At 64.7% G+C, this 15,829-nt stretch carries 11 protein-coding genes; 8 read left to right on the top strand and 3 right to left on the bottom strand.

All coding sequences use genetic code 11. The features are described from left to right. Positions 1-12 precede the first annotated feature (12 nt). The 5 genes from ACVOL0_RS01945 (at position 13) to ACVOL0_RS01925 (ending at position 8,223) form a co-directional block, all read left to right on the top strand. On the top strand, positions 13-915 hold the full coding sequence (locus tag ACVOL0_RS01945; protein ID WP_481547657.1) for a DUF58 domain-containing protein: 903 nt from the start codon (positions 13-15) through the stop codon (positions 913-915). Beyond that, positions 912-2,060, top strand: a complete 1,149-nt coding sequence (locus ACVOL0_RS01940; RefSeq protein ID WP_481547656.1) for a BatA domain-containing protein — start codon at positions 912-914, stop codon at positions 2,058-2,060. The genes ACVOL0_RS01945 and ACVOL0_RS01940 overlap by 4 nt, the downstream gene beginning before the upstream one ends. Next, positions 2,057-4,210: a hypothetical protein gene (locus tag ACVOL0_RS01935; RefSeq protein ID WP_481547655.1), complete on the top strand. Its 2,154-nt coding sequence runs from the start codon at positions 2,057-2,059 to the stop codon at positions 4,208-4,210. The genes ACVOL0_RS01940 and ACVOL0_RS01935 overlap by 4 nt, the downstream gene beginning before the upstream one ends. After that, entirely contained in the window at positions 4,207-5,937 is a 1,731-nt protein-coding gene (locus ACVOL0_RS01930) for a carboxypeptidase regulatory-like domain-containing protein (protein ID WP_481547654.1), read from the top strand. Before ACVOL0_RS01935 ends, ACVOL0_RS01930 begins: the two co-directional genes overlap by 4 nt. Positions 5,938-6,276: 339 nt before the next feature. Next, positions 6,277-8,223: an N-acetylmuramoyl-L-alanine amidase gene (locus ACVOL0_RS01925; protein ID WP_481547653.1), complete on the top strand. Its 1,947-nt coding sequence runs from the start codon at positions 6,277-6,279 to the stop codon at positions 8,221-8,223. 324 nt (positions 8,224-8,547) lie between these two features. Here the strand turns inward: ACVOL0_RS01925 and ACVOL0_RS01920 are convergent, their stop codons facing one another. From ACVOL0_RS01920 to ACVOL0_RS01910, 3 genes are all read right to left on the bottom strand, one after another. Continuing rightward, positions 8,548-10,467: a M61 family metallopeptidase gene (locus tag ACVOL0_RS01920; RefSeq protein ID WP_481547652.1), complete on the bottom strand. Its 1,920-nt coding sequence runs from the start codon at positions 10,465-10,467 to the stop codon at positions 8,548-8,550. 352 nt (positions 10,468-10,819) lie between these two features. Then, positions 10,820-12,004: an OmpA family protein gene (locus ACVOL0_RS01915; RefSeq protein WP_481547651.1), complete on the bottom strand. Its 1,185-nt coding sequence runs from the start codon at positions 12,002-12,004 to the stop codon at positions 10,820-10,822. Positions 12,005-12,090: 86 nt separating this feature from the next. After that, on the bottom strand, positions 12,091-12,996 hold the full coding sequence (locus ACVOL0_RS01910; RefSeq protein WP_481547650.1) for a LysR family transcriptional regulator: 906 nt from the start codon (positions 12,994-12,996) through the stop codon (positions 12,091-12,093). Between the two features lie 124 nt (positions 12,997-13,120). Here ACVOL0_RS01910 and ACVOL0_RS01905 point away from each other — a divergent pair, with 124 nt between their 5' ends. The 3 genes from ACVOL0_RS01905 to ACVOL0_RS01895 all read left to right on the top strand — a co-directional run bounded on the left by ACVOL0_RS01905 (position 13,121) and on the right by ACVOL0_RS01895 (position 15,673). Continuing rightward, positions 13,121-13,987: a pirin family protein gene (locus tag ACVOL0_RS01905; protein ID WP_481547649.1), complete on the top strand. Its 867-nt coding sequence runs from the start codon at positions 13,121-13,123 to the stop codon at positions 13,985-13,987. 96 nt (positions 13,988-14,083) lie between these two features. Next, positions 14,084-14,773, top strand: a complete 690-nt coding sequence (locus tag ACVOL0_RS01900) for an isochorismatase family protein (protein ID WP_481547648.1) — start codon at positions 14,084-14,086, stop codon at positions 14,771-14,773. Positions 14,774-15,031: 258 nt separating this feature from the next. Further along, positions 15,032-15,673 carry a hydrolase gene (locus ACVOL0_RS01895; RefSeq protein ID WP_481547647.1) on the top strand — a complete coding sequence of 214 codons (642 nt, stop codon included), beginning with the start codon at positions 15,032-15,034 and terminating at the stop codon, positions 15,671-15,673. Positions 15,674-15,829 lie beyond the last annotated feature (156 nt).

Genomic DNA, 15,829 nt, shown 5'->3' with positions numbered 1-15,829 from the left:
AAGACGTTCCACATGGCCGCTCCCACGCCACCGCTGATACCCGCCGATGTGCGCAGCCGCCTGCGCAGCCTGCGGCTGTGGCCGCAGCGGGCCAGCGGCAGCCGTGGCATTGGTGCACATGCCAGCCGCAGCCGCGGTGCTGGCTTGGAATTCGCGCAGTACCGCGCCTACGAGCCCGGCGACGAACTGCGCCAGATCGACTGGAAACTCTATGCGCGCTCGGACCGCTTCTTCGTGCGCGAGTCCGAACGCGAAAGCCCGATCACCGTCTGGCTGCTGCTCGATGCCAGCGCCTCGATGGCACAGGCCGATCAGGCACGGCCCGACTGGCAGCGCCTGGACGCGGCAAAGGCACTGGTCGCCTGCCTTGCCGAGCTGGCGATGCAGCAAGGCGATGCCTTCGGCTTGATCGCACTTGGCGGCGATGGCGTGCAGTTGCTGCCGGCCGGCAACGGTCTGCGCCAGCGCGATCGCCTGCATCTGCAATTGCATGCGCTGCAGGCCAAGGGGCAATGGCCACCGCAGCAGCGGCTATCACCGCTGTGGGAACGCATCGCCAGCAACGACCTGGTGGTGATGATCGGCGACGGCTTTGATGCCGCAGGTGTTGAACTGGCCGAGCGCCTGGCCAAGGCCGGGCGTGACGTGGTGCACCTGCAGCTGCTGACGGTGGAAGAGCGAGATTTTCCGTTCCGCGATGGCCACCGTTTCCGCGATCCGGAAACCGGCGAAGAGCTGCTCAGCGATGGCGCAACGGTGCGCGGCGAATACCTCGCCCGCTTCAAGGACGCACAGCGCGTGCTCGATGCACGGCTGCAGGCCGCCGGCATCCGCCATGACACTGCCTATCTCGATGAAGCCATCGATGCACCGTTGCAGCGCCTGTTCGGGCGCCGTGCCGGGAGCGGTGCATGAGCCTGCTATGGCTGTTCCCAGCCGGTTTCCTTGCATTGGCGGCACTATTGCTGCCGCTGCTGATCCACCTCGCACGCCGCAGCGAACAACGCATCATCGATTTCGCCGCACTGCGCTGGCTGTCGGCCAAGCCGCGCCCGCGTCGCCGCATCCGCTTCGACGAACGGCCGCTGCTGGTGCTGCGCTTGCTACTGCTTGCCTTGCTTGCCGCCCTGTTGGCGCGGCCAGCACTGACCGGAGTACTTGATAACCAGCCGCGCATCGCTGTAGTGCCCGGTGTTGACCTTGCCGCTGCCCAACGCACCGTGGGCAATGCCGATGCACAGTGGCTGTGGCTGGCGCCGGGCTTCCCGCGCATCGACAAGACCGCAGCGCCGCAGGGTGCACAGCCGCTATCCAGCCTGCTGCGTGAGTTGGATGCCTCGTTGCCTGCCGATGCAGCACTCACCGTGGTTGTTCCATCGGTACTCGATGGACTGGACGCGCAACGGCCACAGCTCTCGCGTGCAATGCGCTGGCAGGTGCTTGAGCAGAGCGTTGCCATCACCAAGCCCGTCGTCGTTGCCGCGCCTGAACTGCAGATCCGTCACGACGAAGCTGGCAAGCAAGGCCTGCGCTATCTCAATGCGGTTGCCAGCGCATGGCGTGGAACCAAACCAGACACAGCAGTCGACAACGTCGCCTTCAGCAATGACGGCACGCTGCACGTCTGGCTGTCGGCCAAGCCGCTACCGGCCGATACAAGCGCATGGCTGCAACGCGGCGGGCGCTTGCTGGTAGATGCACGCACGCCGGTACCCGCCGATGCGCAGCGCACGCCGCTATGGCGCGATGCCAACGGCGTGCTGGTCATTGAACAGATCAGCACGCCACAAGGCCGATGGCTGCGCTGGGCAGCGCCGCTGCAGCCGGCAAGCCTGCCGGTGCTGCTTGATGCGGATTTCCCAAGCGACCTGCGCGCTGTGCTGCAGACTGCGCCCACGCCACGGCGCGCGCCTGCAGCGATGATGCAACCGGGAGCCGGCGCTACGCCTTACCCGCAGCCCGCGACCGAGCTGAGCCATTGGCTGCTGTTGGCAATCGCCCTGCTGTTCCTGCTTGAGCGCTGGCTGGCCAGCGCACCGCGCCGACGGGGCCAGGCATGAACCCGCGCACCCCGCTGCGCGCCGCGCGTCGCCGCACACTGCTGATTGCGATGTGCGGCGGCCTGCCCCTGGCCCTGGCAGTCGGCTTGCTGGCCACGCGCGTGCTCGGCTTCGATGTCGGCTATATCGCCGGAACGCTTGCTTTGCTGGCTGTTGCCGGCATCGCGGTCTGGCGTGCGCGGCGGCTGGATGCACGCTGGCTGGTCGCACGTCTGAATGATCATCCGCGCTTTGAGGACAGCGCCGATCTGCTGTTCGCTGCAACGCCTACGCTCAACCCGCTGCAGCAACGTCAGCGCCGGCATGTCGAGCAGCGACTGCAAAACAATCCGCCTGACCTCCGCCCTCGCTGGCCTTGGCAACGACTACTGTTGTGCCTGTTGGCTGCCGTGGTGATGGCAGCAGCTGCGCTACTGTGGCCGCGTAGTACGACCAACGCACCAGCTGGCGCTGACGGTAGCCCGGTTGCCGGCGTTGAGGGGAACGGCGCGCCCGTAGTACGTGGCAGCTGGCTGCAGATCACGCCCCCGGCCTACAGCGGCCAGGCAGCAAGCTCCGGCGACAAGCTCGATGCACGCGCCCTGCAAGGCAGTCGCCTGCAGTGGCGTCTGCAGTTCGCACCGCAGCCGCAACAAGCGTGGCTGCAGTTCCATGATGGTCGTCGGGTAGCGTTGCAGCGTGACGGTGACTACTGGCAGGGCAGCGAAGTGTTGCAGCGTGCTGGCTTGTATCGCATCCATACCGCACCGGCAATGGCAGCCGCCGGACGCGCGTATCGCCTCGACGTGGTGGTGGACCGCCCGCCGCAGGTCAAGGTCATCGAGCCGGCACAGACGCTCAACCAGGCAGCACCGCGCCAGCGCTCGTGGCAGCTACGTTTTGAAGCCAGCGACGATTTCGGCGTGAGCAGCGCCGCGACGCTGGATATCACCACCGCAAAAGGCAGCGGCGAAAACATCAGCTTCCAGCAACGCCAGCTGACACTGAGCGGCAGCGGCCCTGCTACTGCGCGTCGTTTCGCTTACAGCGCCGACCTTGCCGCGCTAGGCCTGGAGCCAGGCGATGAAGTGGTCGCGCGCCTGAGCGTCCGCGACAACCGCAGCCCGCAGCCGCAGGAGGCACGCAGCGCCAGCCTGATCATGCGCCTGCCCAGCGAGCAGCAAGTGCAGGCCAGCGATCTGGAAGGCGCGATCAAGAAGGTAATGCCAGCCTACTTCCGCAGCCAGCGGCAGATCATCATCGACGCCGAAGCCCTGCTGAAGCAGCGTGGCAGCCTGGATGCCGACACCTTCATCAAGCGCGCCGATGCCATCGGTGTGGACCAGCGCATCCTGCGCCTGCGCTACGGCCAGTTCCTCGGCGAGGAAGCCGAAGGTGGCGCGAAGGCACCGCCGACCGGTGACTTGCCAACCGGTGATGCGGCCAACGCCGATGCACATGCCGATCACGCCGATGATGACGGCCATGACCACGGCAGCAGCAGCGCTGGCGATGCCACGGGCGCACCGGTGTTCGGCAGTGCAACCGACGTGCTGTCCGAGTACGGCCACACCCACGACCATGCCGAAGCAGCGACCCTGCTCGACCCGCAGACCCGCGCCATCCTCAAGTCCGCGCTCGACCAGATGTGGCAGTCCGAAGGCCACCTGCGTCAGGGCCATCCCGATCAGGCCCTGCCCTACGCCTACAAGGCGCTGGCTTTCATCAAACAGGTACAGCAGGCCGAGCGTATCTATCTGGCGCGGGTCGGCAGTGAATTGCCGCCCATCGACATGGCCCGCCGCATGACCGGCAAGCGCGAGGGTCTTGGCAATCGCGCTGTGCAGCTGGCGGCGCGTCCAGCGGGTGATGCCGTCGTCGCCAACGCGTGGCACGCATTGGCATCCACCGACGAGAACATCGATCTTGATGCCTTGTCGCGTTGGCTGGATGCCCATCCCAACGTCGTGCCCGATCCGCTGGACGTCGTCGCAGCGATAGACGCGCTGCGCCAGCAGCCCGATTGCCGCACATGCCGCAACGAACTGCGTGCGCAACTGTGGCCGGCCCTGCGTCGCGCTGAAGGCCCTCCCGCGCGCCGCAATGCAGCGGATGCCGCCGGTCGGCGCTATCTTGAAGCACTCTCGGCACCGCAGGAGCCAGCACGATGACGCCCTGGCTCCCGCTCGTCCTGATCGCACTGGCCGTCGTGCTGGGCAGCCTGCGCTTCGCGCTGTCGCCACGGCCGCGCATACCGCGTCTTGCCGCCTTGCTGTTGCTGCAGCTTGCTGCCGCTGTGTTGCTGTACTTCACCCTGCATCCACCATCACGCTCCGGTCGCGCGGAAACGCTTGTGGTTGCCACGGCAGGTGCAAGCACGGCGGAGGTTGCGGCCGTGCCGGCAGCAACCTATGTGCGCCTGCCGGAAGCAGCGGCGCTGGCGTCTGCGACGGCGGTACCGGATCTTGCCACCGCGCTACGCCAGCACCCAGGCACACGCGAACTGGTGATCGTCGGCCAGGGCCTGCCAGCACGTGATCGTGATATCGCGCTGCCGCCGCTGCGCTTCCTGCCCACCGCCGCACCGCGAGGGCTGGTGGAATTGCAGGCGCCGCCGTTGCTCGCGCCGGGTGCGGCCTTCACCGTGCACAGCCGCGTGCAGGGCATGCCTGAAGTACGCGTGGAACTGCTGGACCCTGCCGCTCATCGTGTCGATATCAGCGCCACTGACGCAGCAGGCCGGGCGAACCTGCGTGCCAGCGCGCGCGAACCCGGCGATGTGGCTTTCACGCTGCGCGTGTTGGATGCCGGCGGCAAGGTGCTGGACCAACTTCCGGTGCCCGTGCGTGTACGCGCAAGCACAGCTCCCAGCATCCGCGTGCTCGCCGGTGCCCCTGGCCCTGAACTGAAGTATCTGCAACGTTGGGGCAAGGATATCGGCGCAACACTGCAGGCCAGCATGTTGATCGGTGGCGGCCTGCAGATGGGTGATGCACCGGCCTCACTCGATGCTGCCAGTCTCGCCCGCCTGGACCTGCTGCTGCTTGATGAGCGCCGGCTTGCGGGCCTTTCACCCGCGCAGCGTGCGGCGATCACCGAGGCGATACGCGGCGGACTGGGTGTACTGGTCCGTACCAGCGGTGCCTTGGACGGCAGCGCTCGCCGCGCGTTGCGCGAATGGGGCCTGGAGGCTCGCGGCGGCGATCAGACCAAGCCAGTCACGCTGCGCAGCATTATCGATGCCGAACAGAACAAGGCTGTGATCGCGGTCGAGCGCTTCAATCTGGAATTCAGCAGCGCTGATGTAGTGCCCTTTTTGCACGCCGCGGACGGCAGCGCGATAGGTGGCTGGCGCGCACTTGGCCTGGGCAGGGTTGGCGTGCTGCCGATCACTGACAGCTATGCGCTGGTGCTCTCGGGCCATGCCGACATGCACGCGGAATTGTGGAACGCCGCCTTGGCGAGCGTGGCCCGATCGCTTCCAGATTCGCCCACGCTGCCATTGCCCGCCTGGGCCTGGAGTGGCGAACGCATCAGCCTTTGCGGACTGACCGCTCCGGCGCAGATGGTCGCCGAGGACGGCAACCGTGACGAACTGCTGCCCGATCCTTCAGCTGGCAACTGCGTTGCGGCATGGCCACAAACGGCCGGATGGCACCGCGTTGAAGCAGGCGAACAGCAGCAGAGCATGCTGCTCTTGGATCCGGAGAAAGCAGTCGCATTGCATGCGCAACAGATGCGCGATGCGACGTTTGCATTGAGCGGTGCTGCTGCGCGCTCGGAGCCGCTACCTATCCCGGGACCACGCTGGCCCTGGCTGCTGGGGTTTGTGCTGGTCACCTCCTTGCTTTGGTGGTTGGAGCGCAGGCGAATAGGTGGACCGGCAACACAAGACTGAAGTGATTGATGGCTTGAAAAGAGCAACATCAACTGCGCCGCCTTCCGCCCCCTCCTTCGCGGGGGAAGGCTCTTCGGGCACCTTCCCCCGGATACGGGGGAAGCCAAGTCAGCAGCAGATAGTGCGTCGGGGCGCATGATCTGCCCCCTCCCTTTGCCGTAGGCAAGGGGAGGGTTGGGGAGGGGTGCCTTTCGCATTGGATTGCGGCCACACCCACATGCAATCCATCCAGCAACACCTTGAACCCCATCACTGATTGACCACGGCCTTCACCCACACGCAAAACCGCTGCGGTAGAACCACACACGCAGGGGGTTCCAAGCTTTGGGGGTCCTACCGATGATGCACCGTCATACCGCCGTGCTGCTGTCTGCCGTCATCACCAGTGCCGTAGTTGTTCCCGCACTTGCCCAAACCACAATCAAGGCGCCCGTTGCCAACAACGAGCAGGTGCTGGACATGCAGTTGAAGATGGAAGAAGCCCGCATGCTGCCCTTGCGGGCGATGTACGCGCGCTACTTCCAGCAAGCGTATCGCCGCTATCCCGGCATCCCGCGCGGCACGCTGGAGTCGCTGGCGTTCGTGCAGAGCCGCTGGTCGCCATTGCAACCCGATGCACCCGACCAGGATCAAGCGCATCTGCGCATGCCACCCGCGTGGGGCGTGATGGGGTTGTATGCCGGTGGCGGCTTCGAGGACCAGGTTGGCGAAGCCGCCAAGTTGCTTGGCGTGTCCACAACTGCCGTGCGCAACGACGCGGCAACCAATATCCTCGCGGCCGCTGCGTTGTTGGATGCGCAGATCCGCCTGGACCATCCCGAAGCCGGCGCTGGCAGCGCGCTGGCACCTGAAGCAATCCGTTCCGCGTTGATGCGCTACGCGGGCTATGCGCCTCGCGGTAGCGGCCTGGCTGCACGCAGCGCCGTCGACGACTATGCGCGCACCAGCTTTGCCTACGATGTGCTGCTGGCGCAGGACCGCGGCGTCAATGATCGCGGCATCGTCGTACCCGAGCGTGCAATCGCCTGGGAGCTGGCCTTCGACGCGCCGCAGCTGGTGACCTTGCGCGCACCGATGGTGCGCCTGGATGTGAGCAGGGATCGCGTCGAGACCGATGCATTCCGTATCGACCCGATCAGCGAAACCCTGCAGGCAGGCAACGCTGCCGCCGGAGACACCGCCGTCAGCCCTGCGCTGGATGCCAGCATCCAGAGTACCGACTACGGCCCCGCGATCTGGAGCGCCGCCTCAACCTCCAACTACGCGGCATCGCGCTCGGCAGCGATCAGTGCAGTGACCATCCACACCACGCAGGGCAGCTACGCCGGCACCATCTCCTGGTTCAAGAATGCCTCCGCGCAGGTCAGCGCGCACTATGTCATCCGTTCCTCCGATGGCCAGGTGACACAGATGGTGCGCAACGCCGATACCGCCTGGCACGTCGGCAGCCAGAACAGCTACACCCTGGGCATCGAGCACGAGGGCTACGTCGACAACAGCTCCTGGTACACCAATGCCATGTATGACGCTTCGGCGGCGCTGGTGCGCAGCTTCTGCGCCACGTATAGCGCGATCAGTTGTGCCAGTGCGTATAACGGGGCATCCAGCAGCGGCATCAACGTGCTGGCCACCAGCGTCAAGATCAAGGGTCACCAGCATTACAGCGGGCAGACGCATACCGATCCGGGCATCAACTGGAACTGGTCCAAGTACTACGCGCTGCTGAATCCGGGCAGCGGTGGTGGCACCGGTACGGTCACCTATCTGGATCGCTTCGAGAGCAGCGTTGGTCATTTCGATACCAGCCCCAGCTATTCGGGTAGCGCTACCGGCATCAGCACCGCCTCGACAGCGACACGCGACTGCACCACGCAAAAGAACGGCAGCTGCTCGTTGCGGGTGCTGTTGAAGGACGACACCGCCAGTGCAGGCGATTGGGCCGTGCGCTTGTTGTCGGGAAGTGGTGCCCCTGCAAGCAATACCGTGCTGACCCGGGCCAATGGTGTCGTCGGGTTCTGGGTGTGGAGTGGTGGCACAGGTACCAGCGTTGGTATCGGCGTGGATGACAGCGATGGCACCGAGCGTTCAAGCAGCAAAGCCATCGCCGCCAACACCTGGACCTATGTGTCGTGGTCATTGAACGACGCGGCGCAGTGGAATGCCTGGGTGAATGGCAATGGCGCGATCACCGGCAGCAGCGTCACGCTGGATGCGATATGGCTGTATCACGCCAATACTGCGTATGACCTCAATGTGTATATCGATGATGTGCAGATAGCGAATTGATCTGCCCTGGGGCCGACGGCCCTACCTGTAGAGCGCAGTCATGCTGTGCTGTGGCTTTCCTTGCAAGGCCCCTGCCGAGCATGGCTCGGCACTACAGGTGCCGGCTGGCTTTGGCTTTGGCTTTGGCTTTGGCTTCAGCTTTAGCCCTTCTCCCGCTTGCGGGGTGAGAAGGGCAGCTTGCGAACCACAGGTTCGCTGCCCGTCGAACGCCCTTGCGCCAGCGCAAGGGCCGGGGCGCGGAGCGGGGGTTGGGATGACGGGAAGCTCTTGATCTTGCTGGTCAAGCCCCTGCCGAGCATGGCTCGGCACTACAGCTGCTTTGCTTTATTTGCGGGCGGTGAAGATCGGGGTCAGGTAGTCGGCCTTGCCATCGATACGCTCCAGCGTTGGGTAACGCAGGCCGTCGTGGTAGTCGATGCTCAGCGTGCGGTAGACATCCACTTCCTTCACCAGCAGGCGCACCGGTTGCTTGCCGTCCTTGGCTGCACGCACGGCTTCCTCCAACTCGTCGGCGCTGTACTGCAGGTCGTTCACTGCCAGCACCTGCATGCCGGTGCCAACGCCCGCATTGAACGCGGCGCTGTCCCAGCGCACTTCATTGACAAAACCGGCCGGGCTCAGGGACACGCCCAATGAATAAATGAAGTTGGCACCGCGACCTTTCATCATCGACTTGAAGTAGGCACTGGGCTTGTCCTTGTAGACCAGCTTCCAGCCAGCCGCTTCGATGCCGCCGACCAGGCCGGTCCTGCGTTCGAGGCGATCACGCAGGAACTGCGACCAGTCACCGGTCGGCTGCACCTGCTCCAGGGTCGCGGCGACATCGTCGTAGGTATAGGTGTCCGGGCGTTCCCATTGGCCATCGTTCTGGCCGAAGAAGGCCTTGGCGAAATCGTCCAGGCTGCGCTTGCCGCCGCTGAGCGCGCGCAGGCGCACGTCGGCTTCCAGCCACAGCATCTGCCCGCCCTGGTAGTAATCCTCGCTCATCTGGTAGCCGCGATAGGGCTTGGGCTTGCGGCGGGCGATCACCGGATCGTTGGTGGTATCGCCCAGCGAGCGCCACTCCAGGCCGGGGCGGTTGTCGGCGTAGGTGGCCGCCACCATCGCCAGCGCATCACGCGAGGCTTCCAGCGGACGGATACCAGCGCGCGCGGTCAGCACATTGCCCCAGTACTGGGTCTGCCCTTCGTAGACCCACAGCAGGCTGCCCTGCATCGGCACGTTGTAGTTGAGCGTGGCCAGGTCGGCCGGACGACGGTACTTGCCGTCCCAGGAATGGGTGTACTCATGGCCAAGCAGATCACTGCTGCCGACCTTGGCATCCCAACCGCTGAAGTAGTCGCGGTCTTCGCTGTTCTCGCTGGAACGCTGGTGCTCCAGGCCGATGCCACCAAGCTGGTTGGTCACGGCGAACAGGAAATCGTAGTGGTCGTAGTGCTCGGCGCCGAACAGCTTGCGTGCCTGCGTCACCAGCGCGCGGTGCTGCTCGATGTGCTCGGGCTTGGCTTCCAGATCCTTTGCGCGGTCGGCAAACACGTTCAAACGCACCGGGCGGGTACCGGCCGGGGCCAGATCGAACATGCGGTGATAGCGGCCGGCGAACACCGGCGAGTCGACCAGGATTTCCAGGTTGGTCGGTGCATAGTTGACGGTGTCGCCATTGCGACTTGCCACCGTCAACGCGCTGGCCGCCTCCCAGCCCTGCGGGTAACGCGCACTGGCCTGGTAATTGATGGCATATGCGGCGTGGCCGGCCGGGTATAGCAGCATCGCGTTCCACTGCAGGTTGAGCATGTTCGGCGTCATCACCGTGCGGCCCTGCGCCGAATCGGTGGGGCTGAGGAACTGGAAGTCCATGCGCAACTCATTGACGCCTTCGGGCACCTGCACGTTGAAGGTGTAGACGTCGAGCGGGTCGCGCACCCATTCCAGGCGCTGGCCGTTGGCGTTGATCACCAGCCCGGCCAGCTTTTCGATCTGGCCGCTGGGCGAATGGCTGCCCGGCAGCCAGGCCGGGTAATGGAAGCGCTGCAGGCCCGGCTGCACCGGGACAGTCTGCCGTACCTTGAACACGCGCTGGCCGAGGTCGGTGGCGTCGACTTCGAGGCGGATGGTGCCCGGATAGGCAACCTCGCTGATCTTCACCCCGCGTGCGTCCACGCCAGCCACCGCCGGCGCCGCGCTGGCCAAACCCATGGCGGCCATCAGGGCCAACCCCAGTACTGCTGGACGGAACACATGCATCACCAACCTCTCGCTTGTCTGAGAAGGCCATGATGCGGCAAGCCTGCGCTGCGTTACACGGGCCGATGGTCATCAAGGCACCATCGGTAGTGCCGAGCCATGCTCGGCAGGGGCTTTCCAAGCCAACGTCAAAAGCACCCCTCCCCAGCCCTCCCCTTGGCCTGTGGCCAAAGGGAGGGGGTGTAGTGCCGAGCCGTGCTCGGCAGGAGCGACGTAAGCCGAGAAGCCACGAATGCCCACGGGGATGGCATTCGTGGCGATTGCAGTTGGCTGGGTTGGATTTGGCTGTCTGCTGCTTCGGTTGGTTCAGTGGCTTCGCGGCTTACGCCGCTCCCACAAACAAAGCGCTGGTTTACGTGCGGACAAATATCTCCACACGCCGATTGAGCTGCCTGCCGCTGGGGTTGTCCTTGCCATCCACCTCATTCGGCGCAACCGGCTGCGATTCACCGTAGCCATGTGCCGCCGCGTCAGTGGCACTGCCACGCTGGCGCAATGCGGCGAGCACGGCCTGGGCACGGCGTTCAGACAGATCCTGGTTGTAGGCGTCACTGCCCTTGGCATCTGTATGGCCGCGGATCTCCATCGCGCTGGACGGCACTTTACCCAGCGCCGTCGCCAGCACATCCAACACCTTGCCGGCATCGGGACGGATCACGTCCTTGTCGAAATCGAACAGCACCTTGTCGTTGAGGGTGATGACGTAGCCACACGGCGCACCGGATGGCTTGAATTTGTCCAGCAGCGGAAACTTCCCGGCGGGCGGCAACGGCGGCAGCGGCGCCATCTTCACTTCGCGCGGTACCGCACCGATGGTGCCGGTGCCGTCACCGTGATTTTCGACGATACCTTCCGGGCCGCCTATCCACTTGCCGGAGCCATCGGCGTTGATCTCGATGTTGCCATCGCTGCCAACCCAACTGCCCGAACCATCGCCGTGGTTCTCGATGGTCCCGAAGCCACCTACCCAGCTGCCGGCGCCCTTGCCGTCCAGCTCGATATTGCCGTGCGCGCCCACATAGGTGCCGGAGCCATCGGCATTCACCTCGAACGTGCCTGCCCCGTTGACCACGCTACCGCTGCCGTCCGGCTTCACTTCCACCACGCCATCGCCGGTCACCGCCTGGCCGCTGCCATCGACGCCGATGTTGAACACACCGTGCCCACCGACGCGTTCCAGGTTGCCTTGCGTATCGACATTGGTGAAGCCGCTTTCATTGACCAGCCCGCCATCGGTGGCGCAGTTGGCCGGTCGCACGCTGATGCCGGCGACCGGATCGATCAGCGATTGCATCGATAGTTCAAGCCGCTTCTGCGCCGGACCGCTGCCGATGATGCTGGGCACCATGATGGTCGGTATCACCGGGAACTCGATGCTGCCAGCGGTGAGCACTTCCGTGCCGGACTGCGTCTGCGCAGGGGCCGCTGCAGTTGCGGACTCAGCCCGTGCCGCAGCAGTTTGACCGTTTGGTGCGTCGCGCCCGCAGGCGGCGACCAGAACGCTGAGACAAGCCAGTGACACGACAGCAACACGCATGCAGCAACTCCGTTTGTGCGAAGTACTCATTCTTGCCAACATGCCGTTCAAATTCCGTGACCAGCACATCGCCGCCGGTGCTGCGCTCAGGATTCATCCAGCGCAGCGAAGGACGCCGCAAGGTGATCGATGAACAAGCGCACCGACGGCAGCAAGCCGCGCCTGGACGGAAACACCGCGTGGATGATTTCCTTCGGCGGCGCCCAGTCCGGGGCGACGTTGACCAATTGCCCTGCATCCAGCGCATCACGCACGATCATCGTCGGCAGCTGCGCCACGCCGACGCCCGCCAGTGCCGCAGCACGCAACGCCATCATGCCGCGGGTGATCAAACGCGGATGATGCGGTACTTCGGCGCTCGCGCCATCCGGGCCGATCAAGCGCCAGACATGCTCACCTTGCGGCACACCCAGGGCAACGCTGGGCAATAGATGCAGATCGGCGGGGCCGTGCGAATGGCCATGCGTTTCCAGCAATGACGGTGCAGCCACCAGGCACTGGGTACGCTCTGCCAAGACCTTCAGCACCAGTTCGCTGTCCTCCAGCGGTGGCGGGCGCACGCGGATGGCCACATCCACGCCTTCGGCGATGACGTCGACGCGACGATTGGTGGCATCCAGATGCACTTCCACGTCCGGGCAGTGCGCCATGAAATCGGCCACCATCGCCGCCACCCTGAAATCCAGCAGCATGGTCGGGCAGCTGACCCGCACCACGCCGCGCGGCTGTGAGCGGGTCAGCTCGATGGATTCGGCCGCGGCCTCGGCCTCCACCAGCATCGCCCGGCAATGCGCGTAGAAGGTCTGGCCGACCTCGGTGACCGAGAAGCGGCGGGTGGAACGCTGGATCAGGCGCACCCCCAGCCGTTCCTCCAGCAGAGCAATACGCCGGCTCAGCTTGGACTTGGGCTCGCCCAGCGCGCGTCCGGCCGGGGCAAAGCCGCCGTGCTCGACCACCTTGGCAAAGTAGTACAGGTCGTTCAGGTCCTGCATTGCGGCTCCAGCGTTCACCAAATAGGACTATCAGACCACTTTTTGCCGCCTACCGGGATGATTGTCCCGAATCTAAGCTTTGCTCAAACGCTGGCGCACCCCGCGCCGCCCAAGGAGCAGACAGATGAAGAAGATCAGTGGCCTGTACAGCGCGCCCCGCCCGCACTGGGTTGGTGATGGCTTCCCGGTCCGTTCGTTGTTTTCGTACAACACCCACGGCCGCCAGCTCAGCCCCTTCCTGCTGCTGGACCATGCCGGCCCGGCCGAGTTCAGCCCCACCACCAGCCCGCGCGGCGTCGGCCAGCATCCGCACCGTGGTTTCGAGACCGTCACCATCGTCTATGAAGGCGAAGTGGCGCACCGCGATTCCACCGGCGCCGGTGGCGAGATCGGCCCGGGTGACGTGCAGTGGATGACCGCTGCCTCGGGCATCCTGCATGAGGAATTCCACTCCGAAGCCTTCACCCAACGCGGTGGCAAGCTGGAGATGGTGCAGCTGTGGGTCAACCTGCCGGCCAAGGACAAGATGTCGGCACCTGGCTACCAGAACATCAGCAATGCCGACATTCCGGTGGTGCCGCTGGCCGATGACGCCGGCAAGGTACGGGTGATCGCCGGTGAGTTCGGCGGTCAGCGTGGACCGGCCCGTACGCATACGCCGATGGACGTGTGGGACCTGCGCCTGTCGCGTGACAAGCACACCATGCTGCAGTTCGCCGAAGGCCACACCGTGGCGATGGTGATCCTGCACGGGACTGTGCTGCTCAACGGCAGCCAGCTCGCCCGCGAAGGCCAGCTGGTGCTGTTCGACCGCGCTGCCGGTGAGGTGGAACTGGAAGCCAATGCCGACGCCACCGTGCTGGTACTGGCCGGTGAACCGATCGACGAGCCCATCGCCGGCTACGGCCCGTTCGTGATGAACACGCAGGAAGAAATCCGTCAGGCGATGGATGACTTCAACTCCGGCCGCTTCGGCCAGATCGCAGCGTAATCCACCGATGACCGGGTTTAACCGCCCGGTCATCTTTCTCTCGCGCTGGCGTTACCCCGTCGGCGCGACCCTGCCCCTCCCCGTGATGAGATAGCCATGTATACCTTCCCTCATGTTGCCAACTTCAACGGTGCAAAACCCGTCATCGATCCGACCAACGTCGCGATGCTGTTGATCGATCACCAGAGCGGCCTGTTCCAGACCGTGCACGACATGCCATTCACCACGCTGCGGCGCTTGGCATCGACGTTGGCCAAACTTGCCTCGCTGGCGAACATCCCGGTGATCACCACCGCCTCGGTGCCGCAGGGCCCGAATGGACCGCTGATTCCGGAGATCCACCAGAACGCACCACATGCGAAATACGTGGCACGCAAAGGCGAAATCAACGCCTGGGACAACCCGGACTTCGTGCAGGCAGTGAAGGACACCGGCAAGCAGCAACTGATCATCGCCGGCACCATCACCAGCGTGTGCATGGCGTTCCCATCGATTGCGGCGGTGGCCGACGGCTACCAGGTGTTCGCGGTGATTGATGCCTCCGGCACCTATTCCAAGCAGGCGCAGGAAATCACCCTGGCGCGGATGATGCAGGCCGGCGTCGTCGTCATCGATGTGGCTGCGGTCGCCTCGGAACTGCAGAAGACCTGGAACCGCGAAGACGCCGCCGAATGGGCGCAGGCGTACACCAACATCTTCCCCAACTACCAGTTGCTGATCGAGAGCTACAGCAAGGCACAGGAAGTGGTAAGCAACCACGAGCAGCTGGATTCGCAGCGCAGCTGAGCCGGATCGCGACCAGGCAGACCCACGCCGCTTCATCTTCGTCGAGCACTGGGCCAGCCATGAGCTGCGCGAAAAGCACCATCACCACGGCCCGCACATCAAGTATTTCGAAACGCACCACGCCGACGCCGTCGAGCGCATGGAAGCGGCGTACTTCATGGACCTCGTCAAGTAAGTCCCCCGTTTGCCCCGCCGCCATATGCGGCGCGATGCCCAAGCGCGTGCTGCGCCTTCAGCACCCCAGAAAGGAAACTCGCCATGACCAGTGAAACCAAGCGTGACCCCAAGCGTGACGATCTGCTGACCCCGGAAAACTCGGCTTTGATCGTCATCGACTACCAGCCGGTACAGGTGAACTCCATCGCCTCGATGGACCGCCAGCTGCTGGTCAACAACATCGTCGGCGTGGCCAAGGCCGGCAAGGTCTACGGCCTGCCGATCGTGCACTCCACGGTCAACGTGAAGACCGGCCTGAACCACCCGCCGATCCCGCAACTGCGCCGCGTGCTGAAGGACGAGCCCACCTACGATCGCACCACCATCAACTCCTGGGAGGACGTGGAGTTCCGCAAAGCCGTGGAAGCCACCGGCCGCAAGAAGCTGATCATGACCGCACTGTGGACCGAGGCCTGCCTCACCTTCCCGGCGCTGGACGCACTGCGCGAAGGCTATGAGGTCTATGTACCGGTGGATGCCGTGGGTGGCACCTCGCTGGCCGCGCACGATGCGGCATTGCGCCGGATCGAGCAGGCCGGCGGCAAGCTGATCAGCGTGCCGCAGCTGTTCTGCGAACTGCAGCGCGACTGGAACCGCGCCGACACCGCCAAGCAGTTCATGGAGCTGTTCATCAGCACCGGCGGTACCGCTGGCATCCAGTTCTCCTACGACGCTGCCGAGTAAGCAGATAGCGCCCCTCTCCCTCTCCGGCAAACGGAGAGGGAGAGACGCGAGGGCTTCTTGTTGCGGCATCCAGGAAATCAACAGGCATCGCGCCGGCTGTGACTTCCTGCATGAATACGCATCACTAACCAAAGGTCCAGTTCCACCCATCCCCGC

The sequence above is a fragment of the Stenotrophomonas sp. STEN021 genome (assembly GCF_056760175.1).
The sequence above is the reverse complement of the archived record's forward strand: the minus strand, read 5'-3'. Positions and strand labels throughout refer to the sequence as shown.

What these genes read in the sequence shown, in the direction of transcription:
- ACVOL0_RS01945 (WP_481547657.1), top strand. Translation starts at nt 13, where the DNA reads ATGGCCGCTCCCACGCCACCGCTGATACCCGCCGATGTGCGCAGCCGC.
- ACVOL0_RS01930 (WP_481547654.1), top strand. Translation starts at nt 4,207, where the DNA reads ATGACGCCCTGGCTCCCGCTCGTCCTGATCGCACTGGCCGTCGTGCTG.
- ACVOL0_RS01915 (WP_481547651.1), bottom strand. Translation starts at nt 12,004, where the DNA reads ATGCGTGTTGCTGTCGTGTCACTGGCTTGTCTCAGCGTTCTGGTCGCC.
- ACVOL0_RS01920 (WP_481547652.1), bottom strand. Translation starts at nt 10,467, where the DNA reads ATGCATGTGTTCCGTCCAGCAGTACTGGGGTTGGCCCTGATGGCCGCC.
- ACVOL0_RS01910 (WP_481547650.1), bottom strand. Translation starts at nt 12,996, where the DNA reads ATGCAGGACCTGAACGACCTGTACTACTTTGCCAAGGTGGTCGAGCAC.
- ACVOL0_RS01895 (WP_481547647.1), top strand. Translation starts at nt 15,032, where the DNA reads ATGACCAGTGAAACCAAGCGTGACCCCAAGCGTGACGATCTGCTGACC.
- ACVOL0_RS01940 (WP_481547656.1), top strand. Translation starts at nt 912, where the DNA reads ATGAGCCTGCTATGGCTGTTCCCAGCCGGTTTCCTTGCATTGGCGGCA.
- ACVOL0_RS01935 (WP_481547655.1), top strand. Translation starts at nt 2,057, where the DNA reads ATGAACCCGCGCACCCCGCTGCGCGCCGCGCGTCGCCGCACACTGCTG.
- ACVOL0_RS01905 (WP_481547649.1), top strand. Translation starts at nt 13,121, where the DNA reads ATGAAGAAGATCAGTGGCCTGTACAGCGCGCCCCGCCCGCACTGGGTT.
- ACVOL0_RS01900 (WP_481547648.1), top strand. Translation starts at nt 14,084, where the DNA reads ATGTATACCTTCCCTCATGTTGCCAACTTCAACGGTGCAAAACCCGTC.
- ACVOL0_RS01925 (WP_481547653.1), top strand. Translation starts at nt 6,277, where the DNA reads ATGATGCACCGTCATACCGCCGTGCTGCTGTCTGCCGTCATCACCAGT.